The sequence below is a fragment of the Streptomyces oryzae genome, from assembly GCF_017676365.1.
GTDB classification, from domain to species: domain Bacteria; phylum Actinomycetota; class Actinomycetes; order Streptomycetales; family Streptomycetaceae; genus Streptomyces; species Streptomyces oryzae.
The window spans coordinates 32,800-55,710 of the sequence record NZ_JADKMA010000013.1 but is presented as its reverse complement, the minus strand read 5'-3'; the positions used below and the strand labels follow the sequence as shown (position 1 = coordinate 55,710).

Annotated in this window: 11 protein-coding genes; 2 read left to right on the top strand and 9 right to left on the bottom strand. The window is 73.3% G+C overall.

Translation table 11 applies throughout. The features are described from left to right. Positions 1-18: 18 nt before the first annotated feature. The 8 genes from ITI46_RS04620 to ITI46_RS04585 form a co-directional block, all read right to left on the bottom strand. A complete protein-coding gene (locus ITI46_RS04620; RefSeq protein ID WP_209238075.1) occupies positions 19-465 on the bottom strand; it encodes a roadblock/LC7 domain-containing protein in 447 nt (148 codons plus the stop codon). Further along, a complete protein-coding gene (locus ITI46_RS04615; RefSeq protein WP_209238074.1) occupies positions 462-3,356 on the bottom strand; it encodes a nitrate- and nitrite sensing domain-containing protein in 2,895 nt (964 codons plus the stop codon). The genes ITI46_RS04620 and ITI46_RS04615 overlap by 4 nt, the downstream gene beginning before the upstream one ends. Positions 3,357-3,961: 605 nt before the next feature. Next, positions 3,962-9,016 carry a coiled-coil domain-containing protein gene (locus tag ITI46_RS04610; protein ID WP_209238073.1) on the bottom strand — a complete coding sequence of 1,685 codons (5,055 nt, stop codon included), beginning with the start codon at positions 9,014-9,016 and terminating at the stop codon, positions 3,962-3,964. A gap of 93 nt (positions 9,017-9,109) precedes the next feature. Further along, positions 9,110-10,003 (bottom strand): hypothetical protein, encoded by an 894-nt coding sequence (locus ITI46_RS04605; RefSeq protein WP_209238072.1) that lies wholly within the window; start codon positions 10,001-10,003, stop codon positions 9,110-9,112. 15 nt (positions 10,004-10,018) lie between these two features. Continuing rightward, a complete protein-coding gene (locus tag ITI46_RS04600; protein ID WP_209238071.1) occupies positions 10,019-11,557 on the bottom strand; it encodes a hypothetical protein in 1,539 nt (512 codons plus the stop codon). 113 nt (positions 11,558-11,670) lie between these two features. Next, complete coding sequence (locus ITI46_RS04595; protein WP_209238070.1) at positions 11,671-12,369, bottom strand: GntR family transcriptional regulator; 699 nt, start codon at positions 12,367-12,369, stop codon at positions 11,671-11,673. Between the two features lie 54 nt (positions 12,370-12,423). Then, a complete protein-coding gene (locus tag ITI46_RS04590; RefSeq protein ID WP_209238069.1) occupies positions 12,424-16,083 on the bottom strand; it encodes a hydantoinase B/oxoprolinase family protein in 3,660 nt (1,219 codons plus the stop codon). Between the two features lie 100 nt (positions 16,084-16,183). Next, positions 16,184-17,662, bottom strand: a complete 1,479-nt coding sequence (locus ITI46_RS04585; RefSeq protein ID WP_209238089.1) for a HEAT repeat domain-containing protein — start codon at positions 17,660-17,662, stop codon at positions 16,184-16,186. A 324-nt stretch (positions 17,663-17,986) separates the two neighbouring features. Between ITI46_RS04585 and ITI46_RS04580 the strand changes: the two genes are divergently transcribed. Next, positions 17,987-19,576 (top strand): PP2C family protein-serine/threonine phosphatase, encoded by a 1,590-nt coding sequence (locus ITI46_RS04580; RefSeq protein ID WP_209238068.1) that lies wholly within the window; start codon positions 17,987-17,989, stop codon positions 19,574-19,576. Positions 19,577-19,687: 111 nt separating this feature from the next. Here the strand turns inward: ITI46_RS04580 and ITI46_RS04575 are convergent, their stop codons facing one another. Beyond that, positions 19,688-21,259, bottom strand: a complete 1,572-nt coding sequence (locus tag ITI46_RS04575) for a DNA-binding protein NsdB (protein ID WP_209238067.1) — start codon at positions 21,257-21,259, stop codon at positions 19,688-19,690. A gap of 246 nt (positions 21,260-21,505) precedes the next feature. On the opposite strand from ITI46_RS04575, the gene ITI46_RS04570 reads away from it, so the two are divergent. Then, positions 21,506-22,708 carry an aminoglycoside phosphotransferase family protein gene (locus ITI46_RS04570; RefSeq protein ID WP_209238066.1) on the top strand — a complete coding sequence of 401 codons (1,203 nt, stop codon included), beginning with the start codon at positions 21,506-21,508 and terminating at the stop codon, positions 22,706-22,708. Positions 22,709-22,911 lie beyond the last annotated feature (203 nt).

The window sequence follows — 22,911 nt, the reverse complement described above, 5'->3', positions numbered from 1 at the left end:
TGGTCACTGGTCGTACGGTCAGTTGGCTCCAGCGGGGTCGCCGTCGGCGGGCGTGCTGCGCGGCGCGGTGCCCAGATGCGCGCCGACCCGCTTGACCAGGAGCGTCATCTCGTAGGCAACCTGGCCGACATCGGCGTCGGCGTCGGCCAGTACGGCCAGGCAACTGCCGTCACCTGCTGCCGTGACGAAGAGGAACGCCTCCTCCAGCTCGATCACGGTCTGCCGTACGCCGCCGGCCGCGAAGTGCCGGCCGACTCCCTTGGCGAGGCTGTGGAACCCGGAGGCAACGGCTGCCAGATGCTCGCTGTCCTCCCGGGTGAGTCCCTCCGAGGCGCCCTTGGCGAGGCCGTCCCCGGAGAGCACGAGCGCCTTGCGTATGCTGCCGACGCGCTGGACCAGCTCGTCGAGGAGCCAGTTGAGCTCACCACTTCCAGCGTTGTGCGAAGCGGCGTTCGGTGCGGTCATCGACCGTCCCCTCCCGGTGTTGTTCCTGGTGCTGACTCCCCCGCGTCCTGCGGCGGTTCGCTCTCGCGTCTGCCGCGTTCCCAGCCGCGCTGGAGGGAGGCCATTCTGCTGCGCACTTCGTCGGCGTCGCGATCGTCGACCTCCGACGAGCTGGATCCTTGGGTGCCCGTACGCGCCTGCTGCATCGGGGTGTCGGCGGTCGGCGTGTCCGCCTTGAGCTGCGGCGCGAGGCTGGCCTGGCGGACGCGGCGCGGCAGGCCGCCGACCCGGCCACCGGCCGCCTCGGACTGCGCCGACGGCTGCTCGGCCTCCCCGGCGGTCCCGGAGGAGCCCCCGGTACGCGCTGAGCCCTCGGCCTCGGTCCGGGCCTCGGCGGTGGGCCGGTCCTCGGCTGCTCCCTCGTCGGGTGCGGTGCCGGACCCGGGCCGGGAGGCGGCGTCCTGCCGGGAACCCGGTCCGGTGCGGCCGTTCGTGCCGGGCTTGCGGCGGGGCAGTGGCGCGCGGCCGCTCTCGCTCGCACCCTCGTCGGTCGGACGGCGGTCCGGGTCGACAGTGCGCCCGTTGTCGGAGACCAGCACCGGTGCGCCGGGACGGCGGCGGGGCAGCGGCGCCGGTCCCCCGGTGCCGGACCCGCCGCTGTCACCCGGCCCGGTGCCCGCGCCCGATGGGGCTCCGGAAGCGGTGCCGGGTTCGGTTCCGGGCCCGGCGGCGGTCTCGGCGCGGGCGTTCGCGCGGGCGGCGGGCGGGGCCTCGTCCCGCGTCTGCTGGTGCTGCTCCCCGGCAGCCGAGGCAGGTGCCGTGTCGGGCCGGCGCCTGCGGGGTCCGCCACGGCTCTCCCGGGGGGCGCCGGTCTTACGGGAGGCGCTGGTCTTTCGGGAGGCGCGAGGCTCCTCCTCCAAGGGGGCCTCCAGCTCGACGGGGCCGTTCAGCGGGTGGGTGGACTTCCCGGCTTCGATGGCGGTAGCGCCCGGTCCGCGCTGGTCCTCGTCGCGGCCGGAGGTCTCGGTCAGTACGGTGCCGGGGATGAGGACGACAGCGGTGGTGCCGCCGTAGGGCGAGGGCTGGAGCGAGACCCGTACGCCCTGGCGCTGGGCGAGCCGGGAGACCACGAACAGGCCGAGCCGGTCGGTGTCGGACAGCTCGAACTCGGGCGTCTCGGCCAGCCGCAGGTTGGCATCCAGCATCGCGTCGGCCGTCATACCGAGGCCGCGGTCGTGGATCTCCAGGGTGAAGCCGTTGGCCACCCGCTCCCCCAGCACCTGCACGGCGGTGTGCGGCGGGGAGAACACCGTGGCGTTCTCAAGCAGTTCGGCGATCAGATGGGTCAGGTCGGCGACCGCGCTGCCGTCCACCGCGAGCCGGGGCAGTCTGCGCACCTCGATCCGCTCGTAGTCCTCCACCTCGGCGACGGCGGCCCGGACGACGTCCATCAGCTGGACGGGCTTGCGCCACTGCCGGGAGGGCGCAGCCCCGGAGAGGATGACCAGGCCCTCGGCGTGGCGGCGCATGCGGGTGGTGAGGTGGTCGAGTTTGAAGAGGTCGGCGAGTTCGTCCGCGTCCTCGGTGCGGCGCTCCATGGCGTCGAGGAGGGTGAGCTGGCGGTGCAGCAGCACCTGGTTGCGGCGGGCGAGGTTGACGAAGACCTCGGAGACGCCGCGCCGCATGTCGGCCTGTTTGACGGCGGCTTCGACCGCGGCCCGCTGCAAGGTGTTGAGGGCCTGTCCGACCTGGCCCATCTCGTCGGCGGGGTACTCCAGGCTGGGGGACTCGGTCTCGACGTCCACCTTGTCACCCGCCGCGAGACGGCGCATCACGCTGGGCAGCCGTTGGCCCGCCGCCTCGTTGGCCTCCTTGCGGAGGGTGTTCAGATCCCGGACCAGGCTGCGGGCGACGCGGATGGAGATGACGAGAGAGGCCAGTACGGCGAGGAAGCCGAGCACACCGGCGGCCGCCGCCTGGACGAGGACCCGGGTGGCGACGGGGTCGACGCGCTTCTGGAACCGCTTCCGTGCCTGCTCGCCCATCCGCTGGAGGTCGTCGAGCACCGTGGTGTTGCCCAGGTGCCAGCGCTCCTCGTCGATCGGCCCCTCACTGGTGCGCGGCCCGGCGGCGATGACGGCGTCCTCGTAACTGCGCAGGGTGCGGCCGTCGCTGCCGTTCCAGTAGTTCTCGAACAGCTGCCGGTCCTCGGCGGGCAGCGAGGGGAGGTTGCTCTCGTAGGCGATGTTGCGCTCGGCGACGCGGTCGGAGAGGGCGCGCTGGTCGCCCCGGGTGAACTGGCCCGCCGCATAGGCGGCCGCCATCAGCGCGTCCTCGCGGGAGAGGTACTCGCGGGCGCGGGAGAGGCCGACCAGGGCGCGGCCCTGCTTCTCCAGATCGACGTCGTCGACGGCGCTGAGCGAGTCGACCAGCGCGTAGGCGGGGTCGATGAGTTCGTTGTACGCCTGGAAGACGCCGCCGCGAGTGACGGTGTTGTGCTCGACGCGGGACCGCAGGCTCTTCAGCCCGTCCAGCGCCTCCAGGAAGTCGCCCAGCCGGGCCTTGGATTCGGGGCCCAGATCGGAACGGAGGCCGCTGTCGGACGCGTTGCGGCGGACGACGGAGATCTTCCGGTCCGTCGTGCCCTGAACCTGCTGCAGGAGCCTCTTCTCCTGGCTGTTGCCGGGGTCGGCGACGTGGACCATGATCTGGCGGCGTTCGCGCTGGATGGCCCGTACGGCGTCCTCGGTCGGGTTGCCGATCTTGTGGGTGATCTCGTCCAGCCGCAGCAGACTGTTCGCCTCGGCAGCCGTGATGTAGGTCGCGAAGCCCCAGATGGACAGCAGGGAGACCAGCGGCACCAGCAGCAGTACCACGATCTTCCGGCGGATGGACTTCCCGCGAAAGCGCATGGCCTCCCCTACGTCTTCCCCAGCGCACAGGGGCGTTGTACCGACAGCAAACGGCGTGAGCTTACTACTGACGCGCCGGCAACTCGTAGGTCCGTATGAGCGTCCGAACAGGCAGTCCAGGGTGCCTCATCCTGAGTTGTCCGTCGATGCCCTGCCGCAGGTTCGAAGTCTGTGGCACAGCGCACGCTTACGGAACCGTGGGAGGATCGGGGGTAGTGAAGGGGGAGTGAAAAAGATGTATGCGAAGCCCCGGCTGCCGGACCCGGTGCGGGCTGCGGCAGTACGGGCGGTGATCATCGCGGCACTGACGCTGGTGCAGCTCATGGTCGCGTTCTTCTGCTCGCTGGCCGCCGTCTGGCTGGCGTTCCCGATGGTGCTGGCCACCATCGGGAGCACGGTCGTGGCGACGTGGGCGGTGCTGGACGTATGGATCACCCGGCAGGTGTGGGTGCAGCGGCACGGCGTCGTCTCGGAACCCAGCAGCGTGGCCAGACGGCGCGCTGCGGCCGGGCGGCGCCGGCAGGCGGGCGCCGGTGCGGAGCAGGGTGCCCCGGCACCGGGCGGCGCGGCACCGGGCACCCCCGCACCGGGCGCCGCGCACGACGTCAGGAGCGCGGCGAGTGTGCCGCGTCCGGCGCGTCACCCGGCGGATGAGGGGCGGGAACGTCCGGCCGGGCATCCGGCTCCGGCTGCTGCGCCCCCGGCTCGCCGTGCGTCCCGGGCGGATTCTGCTCGGGGCGGCGGAACATCCGTGTCGCGGTGATCTCCCCGTGCACGGCGGCCTCGCCGTCCCCGTCCTCCGGCTGGGGCAGGCCGGGCCGCAGATGCTCCTCCACGCTGATGTACTTCAGCCCGGCCCGCAGGTCCGCGTCGTTGCGCAGCCGGATCACCAGCGGGAACTCCGCCAGGGCCGTGGTGTCGAACAGGCCGGTGGTGTAGAGGAGCTGGACGCCCAGTGCGTCGGCCACGGCCCGCTGGAGCTCCAGCAGATAGGTGGCGTTGGCCCGGCCGATGGGGTTGTCCAGGAAGAGGGTGCCGGCGTGCCGGTGCTTGTCGTGGCCCCGGTCGTTGCTGCGCAGCGCCGCCATCGTGCAGTACAGGGCGATGGCCGCGGTCAGCAGCTGGCCGCCGGAGAAGACGTCGCCCATCTGTCCGACCGGCACCCGCTCGGCACGCAGCACGGCGTCCGGCTTGAGGATCTCCACGGAGACGCCGCGCGGCTGGAGCGCGGCGTGCACCCCGCGCAGCAGCAGCGTCATTCCGTCGCGGCGCAGATCGGAGTTCTTGCGGACGGCCGCGCGGGTGGCCTCGTCGATGACCTCCCCCAACCGCTCGGTGAGGGTGGCCTGGTCGGGATCGTCGAAGCGGATACGCAGGAACTCCTGACCCGACCACTCCCCCAGCCCCTCCGGCAGCCGGGAGAGCCGCTGCGCCGAACGCAGCGTCGTCAGCGAGGACTCCACCAGCCCGCGCAGCCGGTCCACGATGCTGTCCCGGTTGCGCTCCAACTGGGCCAGCTCGTCCGTCAGCACGCGCAGCCGGGGCGCGAACGCCGCCGCCCAGGCAGCCGCGTGGTCGGGCAGCGCGGAGGCCGGCAGCTCGCGCACCTGCTGCCGTGCGGGGGTGCGGACCTGCTCGTAGCGGCTGGAGTTGGCGTGCCGTACGAGGACGTCGCACGCCTCACGCACGGACTGCTCGGCGGCGCTCAGATCGGCGGCGCAGCCGCGCAGTGAGCGCCGTGCCTCGGCCGCCGCCTGCCGGGCCTCGGCCGGGCTGCCCGCGTACGGCTCGGGGGACTCCTCGCCGTCCTGCTCCCCCGGCACGTGCGCCGCGGGGTCGCGGAGCAGGTCGCGGAGCGTGGCCGCGGTCTCGTCGAAGCCGCTCGCGGCTTCCTCGGCGGCGGCGTGTGAGCGCTGGAGCGCGGTGTGCGCCGCACGTGCCGCTTCCAGTTCGTCGCCGCGTGCCGCCAGTTCGGCGTTGGCGGTCCGCAGCAGGGTCTGGGCCTGCGCGGCGTCGGCGGGGACCAGTTCGTCCGGGAGTTCGGTGTGGTGGTCGCCGTCGCCGGGTGCCAGCCGCTCGGCCTCGCCGCGGAGCCTGCCGAGCTGTTCGCTGGCGTCGGAGTTGCGGGCCTCCAGCCGCTGGACCAGGGCTTCGGCGCGGGCTGCCGCGGCCTGCCTGGAGGGGCCGTCGGCGCCGTCTGGGCCTTCCAGCAGCTGGGCAGCGCGGGTGCGCACCTTGTTGCTGAGCCGGTCGAGCGCCGCCTTGGCCGCCGACTCGTCGCCCTCGGCGCGGGCCTGTTCGGCGCGCAGGTCGGCACCGACGCCGACCTTCTCGTACAGCTGGGACGCCGAACGGTACGCCTCGCGCAGGTCGGGCAGCGAGGCGGTGCGCTCGGGCTGCGTGTCGCGCCTGTCGCCAGGGGTCGGGGCCGCCGGATCGCCGTTGGCCGCCTCCGCCGCCTCCGCCGGGTCTTCGGGGTCGTCCTGTACGCCCGCGATCTCGGCGCGTTCGGCGCGCAGGGTGCGGGCCGTGCGGTGTGCGTCGTCGGCCGCGCGCTGGGCCGCGCGCCGGTCCTCGTCGGCCGAACGTGCCCGCTCCAGGCACTGTTCGGCCCGCTCCTGCGCTGTGGCGACGTCGTCGGCCAGCTCGCGCAGCCGCCCCTGCCATGTGGCGCGCTGCCGCAGCCGGAAGGCGAGCCCAGCGAGCGCGTCGGCGCTGCGGCGGGCGCGCTGGGCCGCTTCCTGACGCTCGTCCCTGACCCTGGCGGTCTCGGCGGCCTGTTCATCGGCCTCGGCGCGCGCCTCGCGGACCTCGGCGAGCTGCTGCTGTGCCGCCTGGGCGGCCTCGCGGGCCTGCGCCGCCGCCTCGGCGAGCTCGTCCAGCCGGCCTTCGGGGCAGCCGCTGCGCCACGAGGCGAGGCGCGCCGCCAGCGCCCGGTCGGCGGAAAGCCGGGCCGCCAGCGCCCGGATCTCCTCGTCGCGGGCCGCTGCGCGCTCGCGCAGTTGGCGGCGCTCGTCGTCGGCCGCGTGTTCGTCGTGCATCGCTGGGTTCGGCGGTACGAGGAAGACCTCGGAGCCGGCGGAACCGCCGCCGCTGTCCGGCGCGGGCGCCGGGGCCAGCAGCGCGGCTGACGTACCGACGGCGACGGCCGAACGGGGCAGCAGCGCCGCGCCCGCCAGCACCTCGCGGGCGCGCGCGTGGCTGTCGGGGTCGGTGATGATGACGCCGTCGACCAGCTCGGGCCGCGCCGCGAGGACGGCAGCGTGGTCGGCCGGGTCCACGGCCTGGGCGAGGTAGCGCCAGCCGGGCAGCGCGGGCACACCGTGCTCGCCCAGATACTCCACGGTGGCGGTCACATCGGGGCCCGGCGGGAGCAGCCCCCCGTCGCCGAGCGCGCCCAGCATCCGGGAGTCGTCCGCTGCGGCCGTACGCAGCTCGAACAGCTGCCGCTCTGCGGCGGCCACGCCCTCGTCCAGCAGTTCCTGGAGCGCCTCGGCGTTGCGGTCCAACTCCTCGGCGGTGAGCGGGCCTTGTGGCAAGGCGGCTGCCCGGTCGGGGCGCGTACGGTCGCCTGCTGGACGGTCGGCGGCCGTACCGCCCGAGTCCGTACGGGGAGCGGAGCCCGCGCCGGACCCGGCCCCGGCCTCCGGGGCGCCGCCCTGGCCCGGTACGGCACCGGTGCGCCGGCCCGGATCGGCGGTGGCCTCCGCGCCGGAGTCCCGTGCATCGGAAGGGCCGCCCGCGTTGCGCTGGCCGGGGAGCGTCGCCCGTGCCTGTGCAGCCTGGCCCGCGTCGGCGCTCCGGGGAGCGGGGCCGGCGGGCAGCCCGAGCAGTTCGGCCAGGCGTTCCTCGGCGCCGAGCGCTTCCGCAGTGGCGCGCTCGCCTGTGTACGCGCCCTCCGCGGCCTCGGCGGCGTCCGCGGCGCGCGCTGCGGCGAGCTCCGCGCTCGCGTGGCGGCCGGCCAGCTCGCGGGCCCGCTCGGCGCTGCGGGCTGCCGCGTCGCGGGCGGACTCGAAGGCGGCGACAGCGCTCTTCTCGGCGTCGCTTGCGGCCAGCGCGGCGCGGGCCGGGTCGGCGTCCGGGCCGCTGTCGTCCAGCCAGCCCGCGCGTACGGCCTGCTCCATCTCCTGCTCCACCTCGGTGAGGCGCTGGCGCAGGTGCTCGGTCTCGCTGCGGGCGCGCTGTGCCTCGGTGGCGGCTGCCGTGGCGTCCCGGTGGGCGCTCTCGCTCTCGGTCTGGAGGGCGGCGGAGCGCTCTTCCTGTTCACCGGCGATACGTTCGCTGTCCTCGGCTGCGACGTTGAGGGCGCGTACCAGCGCGGTTGCCGCCTGGGCGCGCGCGGCCAGCGCGGGGGCCGCGTCGCGCTCGGCCTCGCGGATGGCGGCGGCGACGCGGGCCGAGCGGTCGGCGGCCGTACGGTGCGCGAGCACGGTCTCGGCGGCCTGCCAGGCGGAGTGCAGCGTGCGGGCCTCGCTCAGTTCGCGCTTCTGCGCCGCAGCGGATTTCTCTGCTGCGGCCAGCGCCAGCGAGGCGTGCCGGTAGGCCAGTTCTGCGGCGATGCGGGAGGCGCGGGTGCGGGCCTCCTCGGCCGCGGTGACCGACTCCCGTGCCTGCTCCAGCTGTTCGGCCAGCTCGGCGGCGCGTCCGCGCTCCTGGGTGCCCCGCGCGGTCAGCCGGTGGGCGAGGTGGCGGGTGCGGCGCTCGGCTCCGGCGTGGATCTCCCGGGCCCGGGCGCGCGCCTCGGCGGCCTCGGTGATGCGGTGCAGATGGTCGAGGGAGCCCGCGGTGAAGTCGCGCTCGGCGGTCAGCTCGGCGCGGCGGCCGAGCTTGTGCGCGAAGCCGTGCACGAGGTCGGCGAGGCCGTCGGTGTCCCGGGTGTCGGTGACGGCGCGCAGCAGCAGGTCGGTGAAGTCCGAGTCGTTCTTGACCGCGAACAGGCCCGCCGCCTCGCCTTCGTCGGCGTTCATCTCCCGCTGGTAGCGGAAGAGTTCGGGGTCCAGGCCGAGCGTGGTCAGATGTTCGTTCCAGCGCTCGTGGATCTCCTCCCAGGCGACGTCCAGGTTGGGATACGCCTTGCCCGTCTCGGTCAGTACGTCACGGAAGCCCTTCATGGTGCGCCGTCGGCCGCGCGCCGAGGACGTGCCCTCGGCCCTGGGCCGCAGCGCCGCCGACTCGGCGACGGGGAGGGAGTCCAGGGACAGGCCGGGGCCCGGCCGGAAGGAATACCACGCCTCGGCGAACTTGCGCGGGTCGCCGGAGACCTGGCGGCCCCGCCACTCGCTGACCTTGCCGACGACGATCGTCTCGCCCGTCCTGGTGTGCTGCCATTCCAGGGCGACATGGCCGCAGTCGTCCGCGAGCAGGAACTTGCGGAGCACACCCGAGCTGGCGCCGCCCAGGGTGTTGCGGTGCCCTGGCAGCATCACGGAGAAGATCAGCTTGAGCAGTACCGACTTGCCGCCGCCGTTCTCCAGGAAGAGCACGCCGGCGGGCGCCGGGCGGCGGGGCGGGCCCTGCGGCTCCTCCTCGAAGAAGTCCGCCTGCGCGGGCGCCGGGCTGGGCACGGGCTCGCCGACTCCGCGCAGGTCCAGCACGGTGTCGGCATAGCGCGCACCGGCGGGCCCGATGGAGTAGAGGCGGATCCGGGACAGCTCGTACATGGCGGCGGGGCTCTCGTTGAAGATCGGCGGAGATCGGTGGTGGAAGCCGGCGGGTGCCGGCGGTGCGGATCGGCGGGATCGGGACGGGGTCGGTCAGGAGTGGAAGGGCAGTCCGGCGTCCGGCGCCGGCTCCAGGTCGTCGCCGTCCGGCGGCGGCAGCAGGCTGGCCGTGCCGTCCGAAACCGGGACGACGCCCAGCTCCAGCAGCTCGGCCATGGCGGCGCTGCCCGCCATGTCGCGGACCTGCAACTGATAGCGGGCTGTGGTGCGGTAGGTGCCGCCCGCTTCGTCCCCGGTGCGCTGGAGGAATCCGGAGTCGGCGAGGAAGGCGACGGCCTTGGCGATGATGCCGGTGGTGGAGCCGGCGAGCCTGCGGGCGTCCTTGGTGGCGCCGGTGGAGCTGCGCCGTGCGTAGACCCGCCAGGCGGCCTCCAGGCCCGGCGCTTCGGTGGCCGGGTCGGTGTTCTCGCCCGCGGCCTCGGCCCGCTCCTCCAGCTTGCGGCACGCCTGGCGGACGAAGGAGTCCACGCCGTTGACGGTGATACGGCCGATGTAGCCGTCGTCGGCCAGGTCCTCGGGGCGGGGGAAGGCCATGGCTGCGCAGGCCAGATGGGCCAGGCCGTGCAGAAAGCGGTCCGTGGAGTCGGCGCCGGCCCGCCTTGCGTAGTCGCCCATGCGGACCGCGAAGACGGAGTCCTCGGCGGCGGCCAGTGCCATGCCCGTACGGGTGGAGACCTCGAGCACGACGAGGCCGAGGCCGGTGGCCACCGCGTCGGCCAGCCGCGCGAAGGCGGGCTCCTCGCGGTAGCGGCGCAGCAGTTCGGTGTACTCGGCGTCCCTGGCGGGCGCCAGCTTCGGGTGCAGTCCGAACGAGACGAGACGGGCAGCGTCGGCCGCGTCCGCTGGGGTCACCTGTGGTGCGGAGGGTGCGGAGCTCTCGTTGCCGAACCCGTCGTCCGGGTCGGGCTCCGGTGCGAAGTCAGTCATGGTCGCTCGTCCGGTTCATGCGGCCTCCGTTCGGTCCGCGGCCATCCCGGCCGCGTCCAGCAGTGCCGTGCCCACGATCAGGTCGGCACCGCCGAACTCCTCGTCGTCCAAGGGGGTGCCGTCGTCCACGGCGAACAACAGCCGCTCCTCTCCCTGGCGATACGCCGTGCCGACCGGTGGACTGGCGGCGTGCACGGCCAGCAGGGCGATGAGGTACGGCAGGTCCGGGTCGCGGCGCCGGGCTTCGGCCAGCAGGCCTGAGAGGCGGCGCGGCGCGTCGGGCGGCAGCTCCAGCAGCTCCATGGCGACGGCGAGCTGCTCCTCGCTGAAGCGGCTGTCGTCCGGCGTGGCGACCAGATCGGGCTCGGGCATCTCGGCGCCCAGGTGCTCCCGGGGCGCGGGTGGTGTCAGCAGCATGTCCGTGAGGTCGCCCAGCCGTAGGGCGCCCGGCGTCCGCAGCCCGGTGCCCCGCGCGAAGAAGGCGTCGGTCACCCGCGCGGCCTGCTCGAGCGGCAGTGGCAGTACCGGCGCGAGGAGCTGGCCGTACAGGTCGAGCCCGGCGCGGGCCGCGGGCGGTGCGAAGGACTGCCGGTCCTGTTCAGCGCGGAAGAGCGGTCCGGCCTCCAGCAGCCGGGACTGGAGCTGGGTGTGGCGGCGGATGCAGTCCTTGACGATGTCGACCAGCTCGGCGGCGCGCCGCTTGTGGTCGGGGCCCCGTTCGGAAGCAGCCTCGTCGCGCGCCTTGCGGATGTTGGTGAGGATGGCGTTCTCGTGGCGGTAGCGGTCGGCGACGTGGTCGAGCGCTTCGTTGATCATGTCCGGGACGGCGCTGAGCCAGTCGACGGCACGGACGTCCCGCCGGGTGGCCTCCAGGGTGCGGCGCAGCGTCTCCGCGTACTGGACCGTGCGGTAGCGGGCCTGTTCGGCGGCGAGCTGCGCGTCGGCGAGCCGGCCGCGGCTGATGAGGACCTCCAGCTTGACCTCGGCGGCGATCTGGGCGCTGGTGACGTCCGTGTCGAGCGCGCCGACCAGGACGTTGACCGCCTCGTCCGTGGTGCGCAGATAGACGCTGCCGCCGGGGCCCGGCACCTCCTCGATGAGCTTGAAGTCGTAGTCCCGCCGTACGTAGCTGCCGTCGGGCCCGAAGGTGCCGTAGACGGCGCGGAAGCCGCGGTCCACGCTGCCCACGTTGATCATGTTCTCCAGGACCCAGCGGGCCACCCGTTCGTGCTCGGCGGCATCGCGTGCGGGAGCCTGGGCCGCGACGCGGGGCAGCAGCTTGGCGACGATCTGGTCGTGGTCGGCACCGGTGTCGAAGTCCATCTGGAGCGTGACCAGGTCGATGGCGGCCAGCGCCAGCTCGGCCATCTCATAGGTGCTGTACTCCCCGGCGAGGTTGGCCTTGCGGGTGTCCAGGTCGTGCAGCGGCGCCGTGCAGGCGAGCGCGCGCAGTCGGCGGGCCAGGCCCTCGTCGGCCGCCGGTCCCGGGGCAGGAGAGGGCACGGACACACCTGTCCTCGCCGGGCTGCTCGTCGTGGTGGCGCTCTCAGTCACGACGGACACATTAAGCGGTCACACTGACAAGATCCGAAACGGCACGGTTGTCACGGTCCGGACGGTTCCCGGGCGGTTCCCGGCTCGTTCCCCGGCGTTCCCCGGCCGACCCGTCAGCTTAGCTGGCGCGCGTACTCCTCGGCGAGCTGGCGCCGGGAGTCGTCGAGGTAGACGGCAAGCAGCCGCTCGGCACCTGAGGCGTCGCCGCGGCGGAGGGCGTCCAGGATCTCCTCGTTGCGCGGCAGATACGGCTCGTGGAACCGGCGGGGGTTCTCCATCACCTGGAAGACGAGCCGGAGTTCGGCCAGCACCCCGCGCATCATCTCGTCGGTGCGCGGACTTTCGGCCAGCTCGACCAGTCCCTGATGGAAGTGCATGTTGGCCGTTCCCAGGTCGCGCCAGCGCTGTTCGGCCGCCGCCCGCCGCCCCGCGGCCACCGCCGACTCCATGGCCGACATGGCCGCCGCCGGGTAGGGCGGCGCCGCCAGCTGATGCAGGGTGGCGCACTCGACCAGGCGGCGGACGCGGTAGAGGTCCTCCAGGTCCTCGACGGTGAGCTTGCGGACGAACATACCGCGGTTGAGCTCGTGCACCAGCAGCCGCTCGTGGGTGAGCAGCCGGAACGCCTCGCGCAGGGTATTGCGGGAGATGCCCAGCGCGTTGCCGATCCCCTCCTCCGCCAGCCGCATGCCCGGCTGGAAACCGCCCTCGATGATCCGGGTGCGCAGGATGCCCGCGACCCGCTCCGCCGTGCTGGTACGCCCCAACAGCTTCCGGTCGTCGCCGAGTTCGTCCAGCACGTTGTCGCTCATGACCGAAGTCAACCCCAGTTTCCGAAACGGGACAACACGGGATCGCAGAATCGTTCAACGATCCGTTGACGGTGGCGGCGGCGACGGTGGCGATGCCGATGGCGATACCGACGGCGGGGTGCCGTAGCCGCCACCGCCCGGGGTGTACAGCACGAGGGCATCACCGGCGCCGAGTTCGGCCACGTCACGTCCGGCCAGCTCCGTACGCGTGCCGTCCGCGCGCTCCACCACATTGGCGCCCAGCGCGCCGGAGTGGCCGCCCGCCATGCCGTAGGGGGCGATACGCCGGTGTCCCGTCAACAGCGCGATTGTGACCGGCTCCAGGAACCGCAGCCGCCGCACCACCCCGTCCCCGCCCCGCCAGCGGCCCGCTCCCCCGCTGCCGCGGCGCACATGGAAGTCCTCCACCCGCACCGGGTAGCGGAACTCCAGCACTTCGGGGTCGGTCAGCCGCGAGTTGGTCATATGGGTCTGCACCGCGTCGGCGCCGTCGAAGCCGTCGCCGGCCCCGGAGCCGCTGGCAACCGTCTCGTAGTACTGGACGCGGTTGTTGCCGAACGTGACGTTGTTCATCGTGCCCGAGCCCTCGGCCTGCACGCCGAGTGCCGCGTAGAGCGCGCCGGTGACCGCCTGTGACGTCTCCACATTGCCCGCGACCGTTGCGGCGGGGTACACGGGCGACAGCATCGAGCCCTCCGGGATGCGTACCTCCAGCGGCGTCAGACAGCCGCTGTTCAGAGGGATGTCGTCGGCCACCAGTGTCCGGAAGACGTACAGCACCGCTGCCGTCACCACGGAGCTCGGCGCGTTGAGGTTGTCGTCCCGCTGCGGCGACGTCCCGGTGAAATCGAGCACTGCAGTGCGGTTGGCGCGGTCCACCGTGACGGCCAGCCGGATGACGGCCCCACTGTCGGTCTCGTAGGCGCAACTGCCGTCGCTCAGCCGGGTGATGAGACGGCGTACGGACTCCTCGGCGTTGTCCCGCACGTGCCGCATATAAGCCTGTACGACATCGAGGCCGAACTGCTCGGTCATCTTGCGCAGCTCCGCGATGCCCTTCTCGTTGGCGGCGATCTGGGCGCGCAGGTCGGCCAGGTTGGTGTCCGGATCGCGCGAGGGATGACGGGCTCCGGTGAGCAGGGCGCGGGTCTCCTCCTCGCGCAGCCGCCCGTCGCGCACCAGCAGCCACGCGTCGAACAGCACGCCCTCCTCCTCGACAGTGCGGCTGAAGGCGGGCATCGAACCGGGGGTCAGCCCGCCGATCTCGGCATGGTGGCCGCGTGAGGCGACCAGAAACAGCAGCCGGTCCCGCACCGCGCCGTCGCCTCCCTGGCCGAAAACCGGCGTCACCACGGTGATGTCCGGCAGGTGGGTGCCGCCGTGGTACGGGTCGTTGACCGCGTAGACGTCGCCCGGGCGCAGCTGCCCGGCGGTGCGCCGCAGTACCTCCTTGATGGAGTCGCCCATCGAGCCCAGGTGCACGGGGATGTGCGGTGCGTTGGCGATGAGGTTGCCCTCGGGGTCGAAGAGCGCACAGGAGAAGTCGAGGCGCTCCTTGATGTTGACGGAGTGCGCCGTCTTCTCCAGCCGGACGCCCATCTGCTCGGCGATCGCCATGAAGAGGTTGTTGAAGACCTCCAGCCGCACCGGATCGGCCTCGGTGCCGACAGCGGGCGCCGCCTCCCGTGCCCGCACCCGGGTCAGCACCAGATGTCCGTGCGGATCTGCCGCGGCTGCCCAGCCCTGGTCCACCACCGTGGTGGCGTCCGGCTCCACGACGACGGCCGGACCGGTCACGAGCTGCCCCGGCCGCAGCTCAGCGCGCCGGTACAGCGGCGTTTCCCACCACCTCCCGCCCGTGAACATCTGCACCACGTCGTGGGGTTCCGGGCTGCCCTCGCCCGGTTCCGGAGTGACCGGGTGTGCGGTCACGGGGCCGGCGGTGCCGGTCGCCTCGGCCACGGCTGTGGCGATCACCAGCGGCTTGTCCATGGTGAAGCCGTAGCGCGCCCGGTGCTCGGCCGCGAAATCCTCCGCCATCCGGGCCGCACCGCCCAGCGGCACCGTCAGCACGGCATCCGTCCCGGCGTACCGCAGCTGAAGCCTGGCGGCCGTGCCGATCGCCGCGTCGGGGATGCCGTCGGCCCGCAACTCCTCGCGGGTCCGCCGCTCCAGCCGGGCGCACAACTCGCGTACCCCGGCCAGCCGTTCCTCGGTCAGCTCACCCTCGACGGACTGTTCCCGCAGCGCGGTGGCGTCGGCCACGCCGATCCCGTACGCGGACAGCACACCGGCGAGCGGGGGTACGACCACGGTGCCGACACCCAGCTCGTCGGCGACCGCGCAGGCGTGCTGCCCGCCGGCGCCGCCGAAGCTCGCCAGCGCGTAACGGGTCACGTCGTGGCCGCGCTGTACGGAGATCTTCTTGACGGCGTTCGCCATGTTGAGCACGGCGATCTCCAGGAACCCGGCCGCGACCTGCTCGGCGGTGCGCCCGTCGCCGGTCTCCTCGGCGATCCGCGTGAAGCCCGCCCGGACCGCCTCCGTGTCCAGCGGCTGGTCACCTCGGGGGCCGAAGACGGCGGGGAAGTGCGCGGGCTGTACCCGGCCCAGCATCACGTTGGCATCGGTGACCGTCAGCGGGCCGCCGCGCCGGTAGCAGGCGGGCCCCGGGACCGCGCCCGCCGAGTCCGGGCCCACCCGGAAGCGGGCGCCGTCGAAGTGCAGCACCGAACCGCCGCCCGCCGCCACGGTGTGGATGTCCATCATGGGAGCCCGCATCCGCACCCCGGCCACCTGCGTGCCGAACACCCGCTCCAGCGCGCCCGCATAGTGCGAGACATCGGTGGACGTACCACCCATGTCGAACCCGATGACCCGCTCGTGCCCCACCTCGGCGCAGCTGCGGGCCATCCCGACGACCCCGCCGGCCGGTCCGGAGAGCACCGCGTCCTTGCCCCTGAAGTGCCCGGCCTCGCGCAACCCTCCGTTGGACTGCATGAACATCAGCCGGACCCCGCTCAGTTCGCGGGCCACCTCCTCGACGTAGCGGCGCAGCACGGGCGACAGATAGGCGTCCACGACGGTGGTGTCCCCACGCGGGACCAGCTTGATCAGCGGACTGACCTCGTGTGAGCAGCTCACCTGCGCAAACCCCGCCTCGCGGGCGAGCCGGGCGACCTCGCGCTCGTGCGCGGGGTGCCGGTAGGCGTGCAGCAGGACGACGGCGGCGCTGCGGAACCCCGCGCGGTATGCCTCCTGGAGCTCGGCTGCCGCGGCCTCCCGGTCGAGCGGCTGTAGGACGGTGCCGTCCACTCCCGTCCGCTCCGGGAGTTCCACGACACGGTCGTACAGCGCCTCGGGCAGCACGATGTGCCGGTCGAAGATGCGCGGCCGGTTCTGGTACGCGATCGTGAGGGCGTCCCGGAAGCCGCGGGTGGTGAACAGGACGGTCGGCTCGCCCTTGCGCTCCAGGAGGGCGTTGGTGGCGACGGTGGTGCCCATCTTGACGGCATCGATCCGGTCGGCCGGTACGGGGGCCTCGGGCGGCAGCTCCAGCAGTCTGCGGATTCCGGCGACCGCGGCGTCCCGGCCGGGCCGCCCCGGATCGTGGGAGAGCACCTTCTCACTGACGAGCGTGCCGTCCGGCCGCCGCCCGACCACATCGGTGAACGTCCCGCCCCGGTCGACCCAGAACTCCCAACGACCACCCACCCCACCCATGGTGGGCCCGACCCATATCCGCCGCAACGGCGCACCCGCACAGGCGGAAAGCCGAAGCAGAATCGCCCGGGCAAGCCGCCAGGCCGGAAGCCTAAGCGGGCGGGGCGAGCCGCCCGCGAACCGCGGTCTGGACTCCCGCCTCCTCCGCGGGATCGGCGGCGAGCCGCCGAAGGCGCTCCACCACGCGGGCGTCACCGGTCGCGGCGCACTCCGCGGCGACCTGGCGGGTGGACTCCTCGCAGTCCCACAGGCACTCGATGGCGAACCCGGCGGGGAAGGACGGATCGGTGGCGGCGAGCGAGCGCGCGGTGCGGCCTCTGAGCTGGGAGGAGGCGGTCTCGCGGTAGATGTGCCGGAGCACGGGCGCGGCGCAGCTGATGGACAGCCGCCCGGCGCCGTCCACGAGCGGCCACAGTGCGGCACTGTCGGGGCCCTCCAGGCGGATGGTGCGGCGCAGGGCCGCGAGCACGGCGTCGGCGTCCTGCTCGCCGCCCCGGCAGGCGAGCATCTCGGCGGCGACAGCGGCCAGCCCGGGCGGCAGGGCGCCCTCGGGGGCCGCCGCCCAGCGCCTGGCCCGCTCCAGCGCGGTCAGGGACCGCATACGGGCGAAGGCGGAGAGGGCGGCGCGGCCGACGGTCTCGGCCGGATCGGCGGCGGCCTCCTCGATGAGGTCCAGCACGTCGGCGTCGTCGTGGTCGGCGAGGTGCCGCAGGGCCGCGGCCCGCGCGGCCTCCTGCGGGCCGCGTGCGGCGGCCAGCAGCAGCGGCCGGTCCTCGGGCCCGGCGACGGCGGCCAGGCAGCGGGCGGCGGGCGCCTCGCGGTGCTGGCGCGGGTGCTGCTCGTACCCGTCCTGCGCCCATTCGAGGATCTCGCGCACGCTCCACCCGGGGCGCGGGCCCGGGGTCCGCAGCTGGCGTTGCCATCGGTCGAAGGAGCGGCACTCCTGGACCCGCCGCAGCCGGTCGGCCTGCTCGGGGTGGGTGGAATCCTCCGCCCACAGCCGCCAGGGGCGGGGCTCGAAGGCGTCCCGCGCGGCTTCGGCCAGCTCGGCGTCGCCCTCGGGGGTTCTGGGGAAGCGGGCCAGGATGGCGGGGCCCAGCGGGCGCAGCCCGGCGTCGTCGTCGCGGACGGCGAGCTCGTCCAGGGCCCACTGCCAGTTGGTGCCGGTGGTGGCATAGCGGCGCAGCAGCCGCAGCGGAGCGTTCTCCCGCCAGCTGTCGCCCTGCGCCGCCGCGTAGGAGGCGAGGTGCCCCAGGACGGAGAGCGCCAGCCCGGTGCGGACCTCGGCCTCCTCGGGGGTGCACAGCAGGTCGGCGGGGTCGAAGAGGTGTGCGGCGATGTCGTCGGGACCGGCGTCCAGCTCCCTGTGCAGACGCGCGTAGTACAGGGAGCGGTGTTCGACCTGCCAGTCGCGCCTGGGGTCGTGCAGGACGCACTGCCGAAGCGCGGCGAGCGCTTCGGAGCGCGGCGCCGCGAGGGCGTGCAGCGTCCCGTCGCCGCGGCCCCTCTGGAGGAGGCCGAGCAGCGTGCCACTGGGCGCTATGTCTGAATCGACGGAATCGACGAACATAAGAGTCAGCATCCGGTGCGGGGTATTCGGCTGGCAACGGGATTTCCGTTGCCCGGCATTCTTGCCGGTGACCGCGGTTCTACTCCTGCGTTTTACCTTGCGGAGCGAGTGCCCGGTCAAGAGCTGGAGCCTACCCGGAACCAAACATTCCGCCGACCCGGCGGTCCCCCGGGGACGTATGCCGTCTACCCGTATCGACAGAAGCGACCGCCCGTACCGACATATGACAGCAGCACCACCGCATCGAGTGTGGCCGAATCCCTTACGGGCAGTCGCGGGCTGTGCCACAGTCGTAACCGACTCTCCCCCGTATCGGAGTTCTCCATGGCTTCCCACCTCCATGCGGACCACTCAGCACCGCAGCCGCCGGACCGCGGCACTCTGGACGCGTTGATCAGCCAGGCGCGCACCCTGCGCGGCGGCCTCGACGCGGTACGTCGGGGCGCGGGAGGAAGCGCGAGGGAAACGTTCGAACCGGACCCGGGGGTCTCCGGTGCGGACCCGCGCACGCGGTGGCAGCGCGCGCTGTGCGAACTGGCCGTGCACCAACTCGACGACCTGGGCAGCCAGCTCGACCAATTACGCGAGGGCATGCCCCCGCAGGCCCCCCGGTCCTGGCCGTCCGCCGACCAGCCGCCCGATAGCACGGCGGACGAGGCGTCCGGCGCTGCCTACGGCCCTGCGGCGGCGCCCGGCCACCGACCCGCCTCCGAGCTGGTGGGCCGGGTCGGCAGCGCCGAGTGGAACCTGCTGACGGACGCGGTCTCCTGGTCACCGGAGCTGTACCGGATCTTCGGCAGGACCGAGCAGGACGGCCCCCTCTCCCTGGACGAGCTGCCCTCCTGGGTCGTCCCCGAGGACCAGAGCGCGCTCGCGACCGCGTTCACCGACTGCCTGGTGGACGGCAGGGCGATCGACCGGGAGTTCCGTCTGGTACGGCCCGACGGCGCGCTGCGCACCGTCCACATGGTCGGCGAGCCGGTGCTCGACGACGAGGGGGGCACCGCCTCGATGTGGGCCGTGCTGCGGGACGTCAGCGAACTGCGGCGCAGTGAACACGCGGTGCGCGAGACACGGGACACGCTGCAGCGCGAACGGCACCTCGCACAGACCGAACGCCGGCTGGCTGTCGAGCTCCAGGAGGCCGTGCTGCCGCCCTGGCGCGGCTCGCTCCGGTTCCCGCACGGCGACGAGCGGACGACCGGTGCGCTGGATCTGGCGGCGCACTATCTGCCGTCCGCGTCCAGCGCACTGATCGGCGGCGACTGGTACGACGCGATGGAACTCCCGGGCGGAGCCACGCTGCTGACGGCCGGCGATCTGACCGGGCACGGTGTCACCGCGACCTCCGGCATGGCCATGCTGCTCGGCGCCGTCCGGGGCATGGCGCTGGCAGGTGTGGAGCCCGGCGCGCTGATGGGACATCTGAACCAGCTGCTCGACTCCTCGCCGCAGCCTTCCCTCGGCAGCGCGCTCTGCTGCCGCTACGAACCACGCTCGTGCACCCTCACCTGGGCACAGGCGGGCCACCCGCCGCCACTGCTCTTCCGGGGCGGCGCCGGCAGGGTGCTGCGGCGCCCGGAGGGTGTGCTGTTGGGCGTCACCTCCGGAGCGACGTATGGGCAGCGCACCGAGCAACTGGAGCCCGGTGACCTGTTGGTGCTGCACACCGATGGTCTGGCGCCCGACGACGCACCGCACGCGCCACCGGGAACGGCCACGGGCCGCAGCCCCGGACAGGGCACGCCCCACCAGCCGGCGCTCCACGCGGGCAGCGCCCGCCTGCTGGGCCTGGCCCCTCGGCTGTGCGGCGCCGACTCCGCACAGGAGTGCGTCCGAACCGTCGCCGAGGAGTTCGCCGACCGGGAGCGCGAGGACGACGCCTGCGTCCTGGTCGCCCGCGTGACCCGGTGACCGGTCTCCCTGTGACCAGGCCCCCGACGAGGGGCCCGGAAAGACGGTGAGCCGGAGCGGGCCTTCGGGCCCTTCCGGCTCACTCCATCCAGCTGCTGCCTCAGCCGGGCCTCATACGGACCTCGCCCTCGCCCCTTTGGAGCCCCGCGCGCCGCGGATGTCCCGGATGTCGCCGGGTGCCCGCTTCAGCTCGTCGGCGTCCTTGAGTCCCGGGCCGCCCCTGGAGGGCTTCGGTGCCCGGGGCAGGGCTTCCTGGATCTCGGCGCGGAGTTCCTCGATCTTTCCGTACTTGGCGTATTTGCCGGTGAGCCGGTACATCTCCCGCAGCCGGTCCCAGGTGCGGTGCGAGGAGTTCTCGTTGATGGACAGCAGGGCGAGCCGGGCGTAGCGGTCGGCCTGTTCCGGGTCGTCGGAGATGAAGCAGGCCGAGGCCATCGAGATGTAGTCGAAGATCTGGGAGCGCTGCCTGCCCTCCTCGCGGAGCGCCAGCGCGCGTTTGGCGTGGTGCTCGGCGGTCCGCGCCGCGACGGGCTCGTGGTCGGCGAGCGTACGGAAGGCCAGCGCCTCCATCCCGTGCAGGTCCGCCTCGTCGAACATCTGCATCCAACTCGGCGGCGCGACATCGCCCTTGTCCGAGGCGAACAGCTCTTCGGCCCGGCCCAGGGTGCGGCGCATCTCCTGACCCCGGCCCATGGACGCCTGCGCCCACGCCTCGATGGTGCTGAACATGGCGCGGGTGCGCGGCAGCGCCTCCTCGCCGGAGCCCGACTGGGCGAGCTGCACCAGGTCGAGGGCGTCGTCGGGGCGGCCCAGATGCACCATCTGCCGGGCGGCGCGGGAGAGGGCTTCACCCGCACGTGGCCGGTCGCCGCCCTCGCGTGCGGCGTGCGCGGCGATGATGAAGTACTTCTGGGCCGTGGGCTCCAGACCCACGTCGTGCGACATCCACCCCGCGAGCACCGCGAGGTTGGCGGCGACACCCCACAGGCGGCGTTGCAGATTTTCGGGGTGGTGGTAGGAGAGCATCCCCCCCACCTCGTTCAGCTGGCCCACCACGGCCTTGCGCTGGAGTCCGCCACCCCGTGCGGCGTCCCAGGCGCGGAAGACCTCCACGGAGTGCTCCAGCGCCTCGATCTCCTGAAGCCCCACCGGGGCCGCTTCGTAACGGTCGTAGGACGGGTGGCCGGCCGGGACGGCGCCGGCCGCTTCTGTGGCACGCTGCGCCGCGGACCCGGCCGGGTCCGCGCTGAGCCAGTTGTGCATGGCACTGGTGAGTGCCGATCCTGCGGTGAGCGCGGCGCCCGCGCCCACCAAGCCGCGTCGGTTGAGCATGAGGTCCATTCCCGTGAATTCGGTGAGGACCGCGGCGACCTGCCCGGACGGCAGGGGCAACCCTTCGACGGGCTCCCCCGCAGCTGTCTGTCCCGGTCTGGTGAACCCGAGGTCCTCGATGGTCACGACACGGCCGAGTCGCTCGGTGAACAGGGACGCCAGCACTTTGGGCACCGGGTCACGCGGAGTCTCCCCCGTATCGATCCAACGCCGCACCCTCGAGGTGTCCGTCGCCAGTTGCGCGTACCCCATGGCCGCCGCGTGCCGGTTGACCAGCCGGGCGAGCTCGCCCTTCGACCAGCCGGCGAGGGCGAAGAGGTCCGCGAGGCGTGCGTTGGGTCCCTTTGTCACGTCAAGCCCCCAGGTTCTCGGCTGTGTTGACAGTAGCCTCCGTACGACCCGGTACGGCGGTCCCGAGAGCATTCGCCAGGGTTCGCCAGGGTCCGCCAGATGGTGGGCCACCCGGGCGCCGGTGTCCTGTAGGAACGCGCCACCCCGGTCGCTCTGTCCGGCCCGCATTCCCCAGGGTGCTCGGTCCGGGCGGGCAACCGGGGAGGCGCGGTAAACCGTCGGCACACGAAGGGATCCCGCGCGCTCATGTATTCAGCACCATCCCCCGTGTCCGTGCCGCGCCGGCCGCGTGCGGCCCCCGCGCCGCAGCCGTACGGAAGGGGAGCGGCAGTGCTGGCTCCCGATCCGTCGCGCGGTCCAGCGCGCGTGCCAGGCCCGCCCGGCCCGCACACCGGCGCCCGCAAGGACTTCCGCGCGCCCAGCACCGTGTCCCAACCCGTCAGCGGGAGGCTGGACTTGTCCGGCCCGCAAGGCGCGCAGCTCCGTGCCGCCATCGCCTCGATCCACCGGATCTGCCCGGAGTTCACTCCAGTCCAGCTGCTCCGCAGGCGGGGACGCTCGGTGCTGCTGGCAGGCACGGCCGGCCGCAACACCGTGATCGCCAAGTGCCTGCTGGACCACTCCCCCGCCTGGGCCGAGCGCTTCGAGCGCGAAATAGCGGCCTACCGGGCCTTCGTCCGGCACCGTCCGCCCGTGCGCACCCCGCGGCTGATCGCGGCCGACCCGGACACCTGCACGCTGGTGATCGAGCGGGTGCCCGGCAGGGTGGCGGCGGCGCAGCGGCATCCGTTCGAGGCACCGGCCCGCGCGGATCTGCGGGCGGTGATCGGCTGCTTCCGGCGGCTCAACGAGTGGGAACCGCCGTCTGCGATGTTCCAGCGGCCCCTGGACTATCCGGCGCGGCTGAACCGCTTCCACGAGCAGGGGCTGCTCACCGACCGCGACCTGGGCGACCTGCAGAAGCTGCTGCACGGGCTGGTGCAGGCCGGCCGCCCCCGTGGCCGGCGCGGTGTGTCCTGGCAGTTCTGCCACGGGGACGCCCTGCTGACCAACGTCATGCTGGGCCCGACAGGCCCCTCGCTCGTCGACTGGGAGCACGTGGGCTGGTATCTGCCCGGGTACGACCTGGCGTCGCTGTGGGCGGTGCTGGGGGACGCTCCGCTGGCGCGCCGTCAGATCAGCCAGCTCGCACAGGCGGCCGGGCCCGCCGCGCGGGACGCCTTCCTGGTGAACCTGATGCTGATCCTCACCCGGGAGATCCGCACCTACGAGATGGCGGTGCAGCGCACCATGCGGGAGTCGTCGCCGCAGGTGGTGGCGGAGGCCGCCGCCGCGGTGCGGGCCGGGGGCATGCCGACCGGCGAGGAGCAGCGGCTGCTGCTGCGCAGGCTGCACGACGACTGTGCGACTGCGCGAAAGGCGGTACGCGCGGCAGTCGGCACCCGGTGAACCGGACCGCTCACCCGATCGGGTTCGTCATCGGCGGCGTCACCGGTCTGCACCGGTGACGCCACGGGTGCCCGCCACCCGGTGCGACCAGGGCGACGTGCGCTGTTGCGCCGGGCGCTCACCCGGGAAAGTGCCCACCGCGCGGAATGATTGACGGATCGTCGGCCAGTGGGTACGTCTGAGGACTGCTCGCGCACGTGACC

Bases quoted from the DNA above. Each gene is read 5' to 3' on its own strand.
- ITI46_RS04570 (WP_209238066.1), top strand. From the start codon at position 21,506: ATGTATTCAGCACCATCCCCCGTGTCCGTGCCGCGCCGGCCGCGTGCG.
- ITI46_RS04610 (WP_209238073.1), bottom strand. From the start codon at position 9,016: ATGTACGAGCTGTCCCGGATCCGCCTCTACTCCATCGGGCCCGCCGGT.
- ITI46_RS04595 (WP_209238070.1), bottom strand. From the start codon at position 12,369: ATGAGCGACAACGTGCTGGACGAACTCGGCGACGACCGGAAGCTGTTG.
- ITI46_RS04605 (WP_209238072.1), bottom strand. From the start codon at position 10,003: ATGACTGACTTCGCACCGGAGCCCGACCCGGACGACGGGTTCGGCAAC.
- ITI46_RS04585 (WP_209238089.1), bottom strand. From the start codon at position 17,662: ATGTTCGTCGATTCCGTCGATTCAGACATAGCGCCCAGTGGCACGCTG.
- ITI46_RS04620 (WP_209238075.1), bottom strand. From the start codon at position 465: ATGACCGCACCGAACGCCGCTTCGCACAACGCTGGAAGTGGTGAGCTC.
- ITI46_RS04615 (WP_209238074.1), bottom strand. From the start codon at position 3,356: ATGCGCTTTCGCGGGAAGTCCATCCGCCGGAAGATCGTGGTACTGCTG.
- ITI46_RS04580 (WP_209238068.1), top strand. From the start codon at position 17,987: ATGGCTTCCCACCTCCATGCGGACCACTCAGCACCGCAGCCGCCGGAC.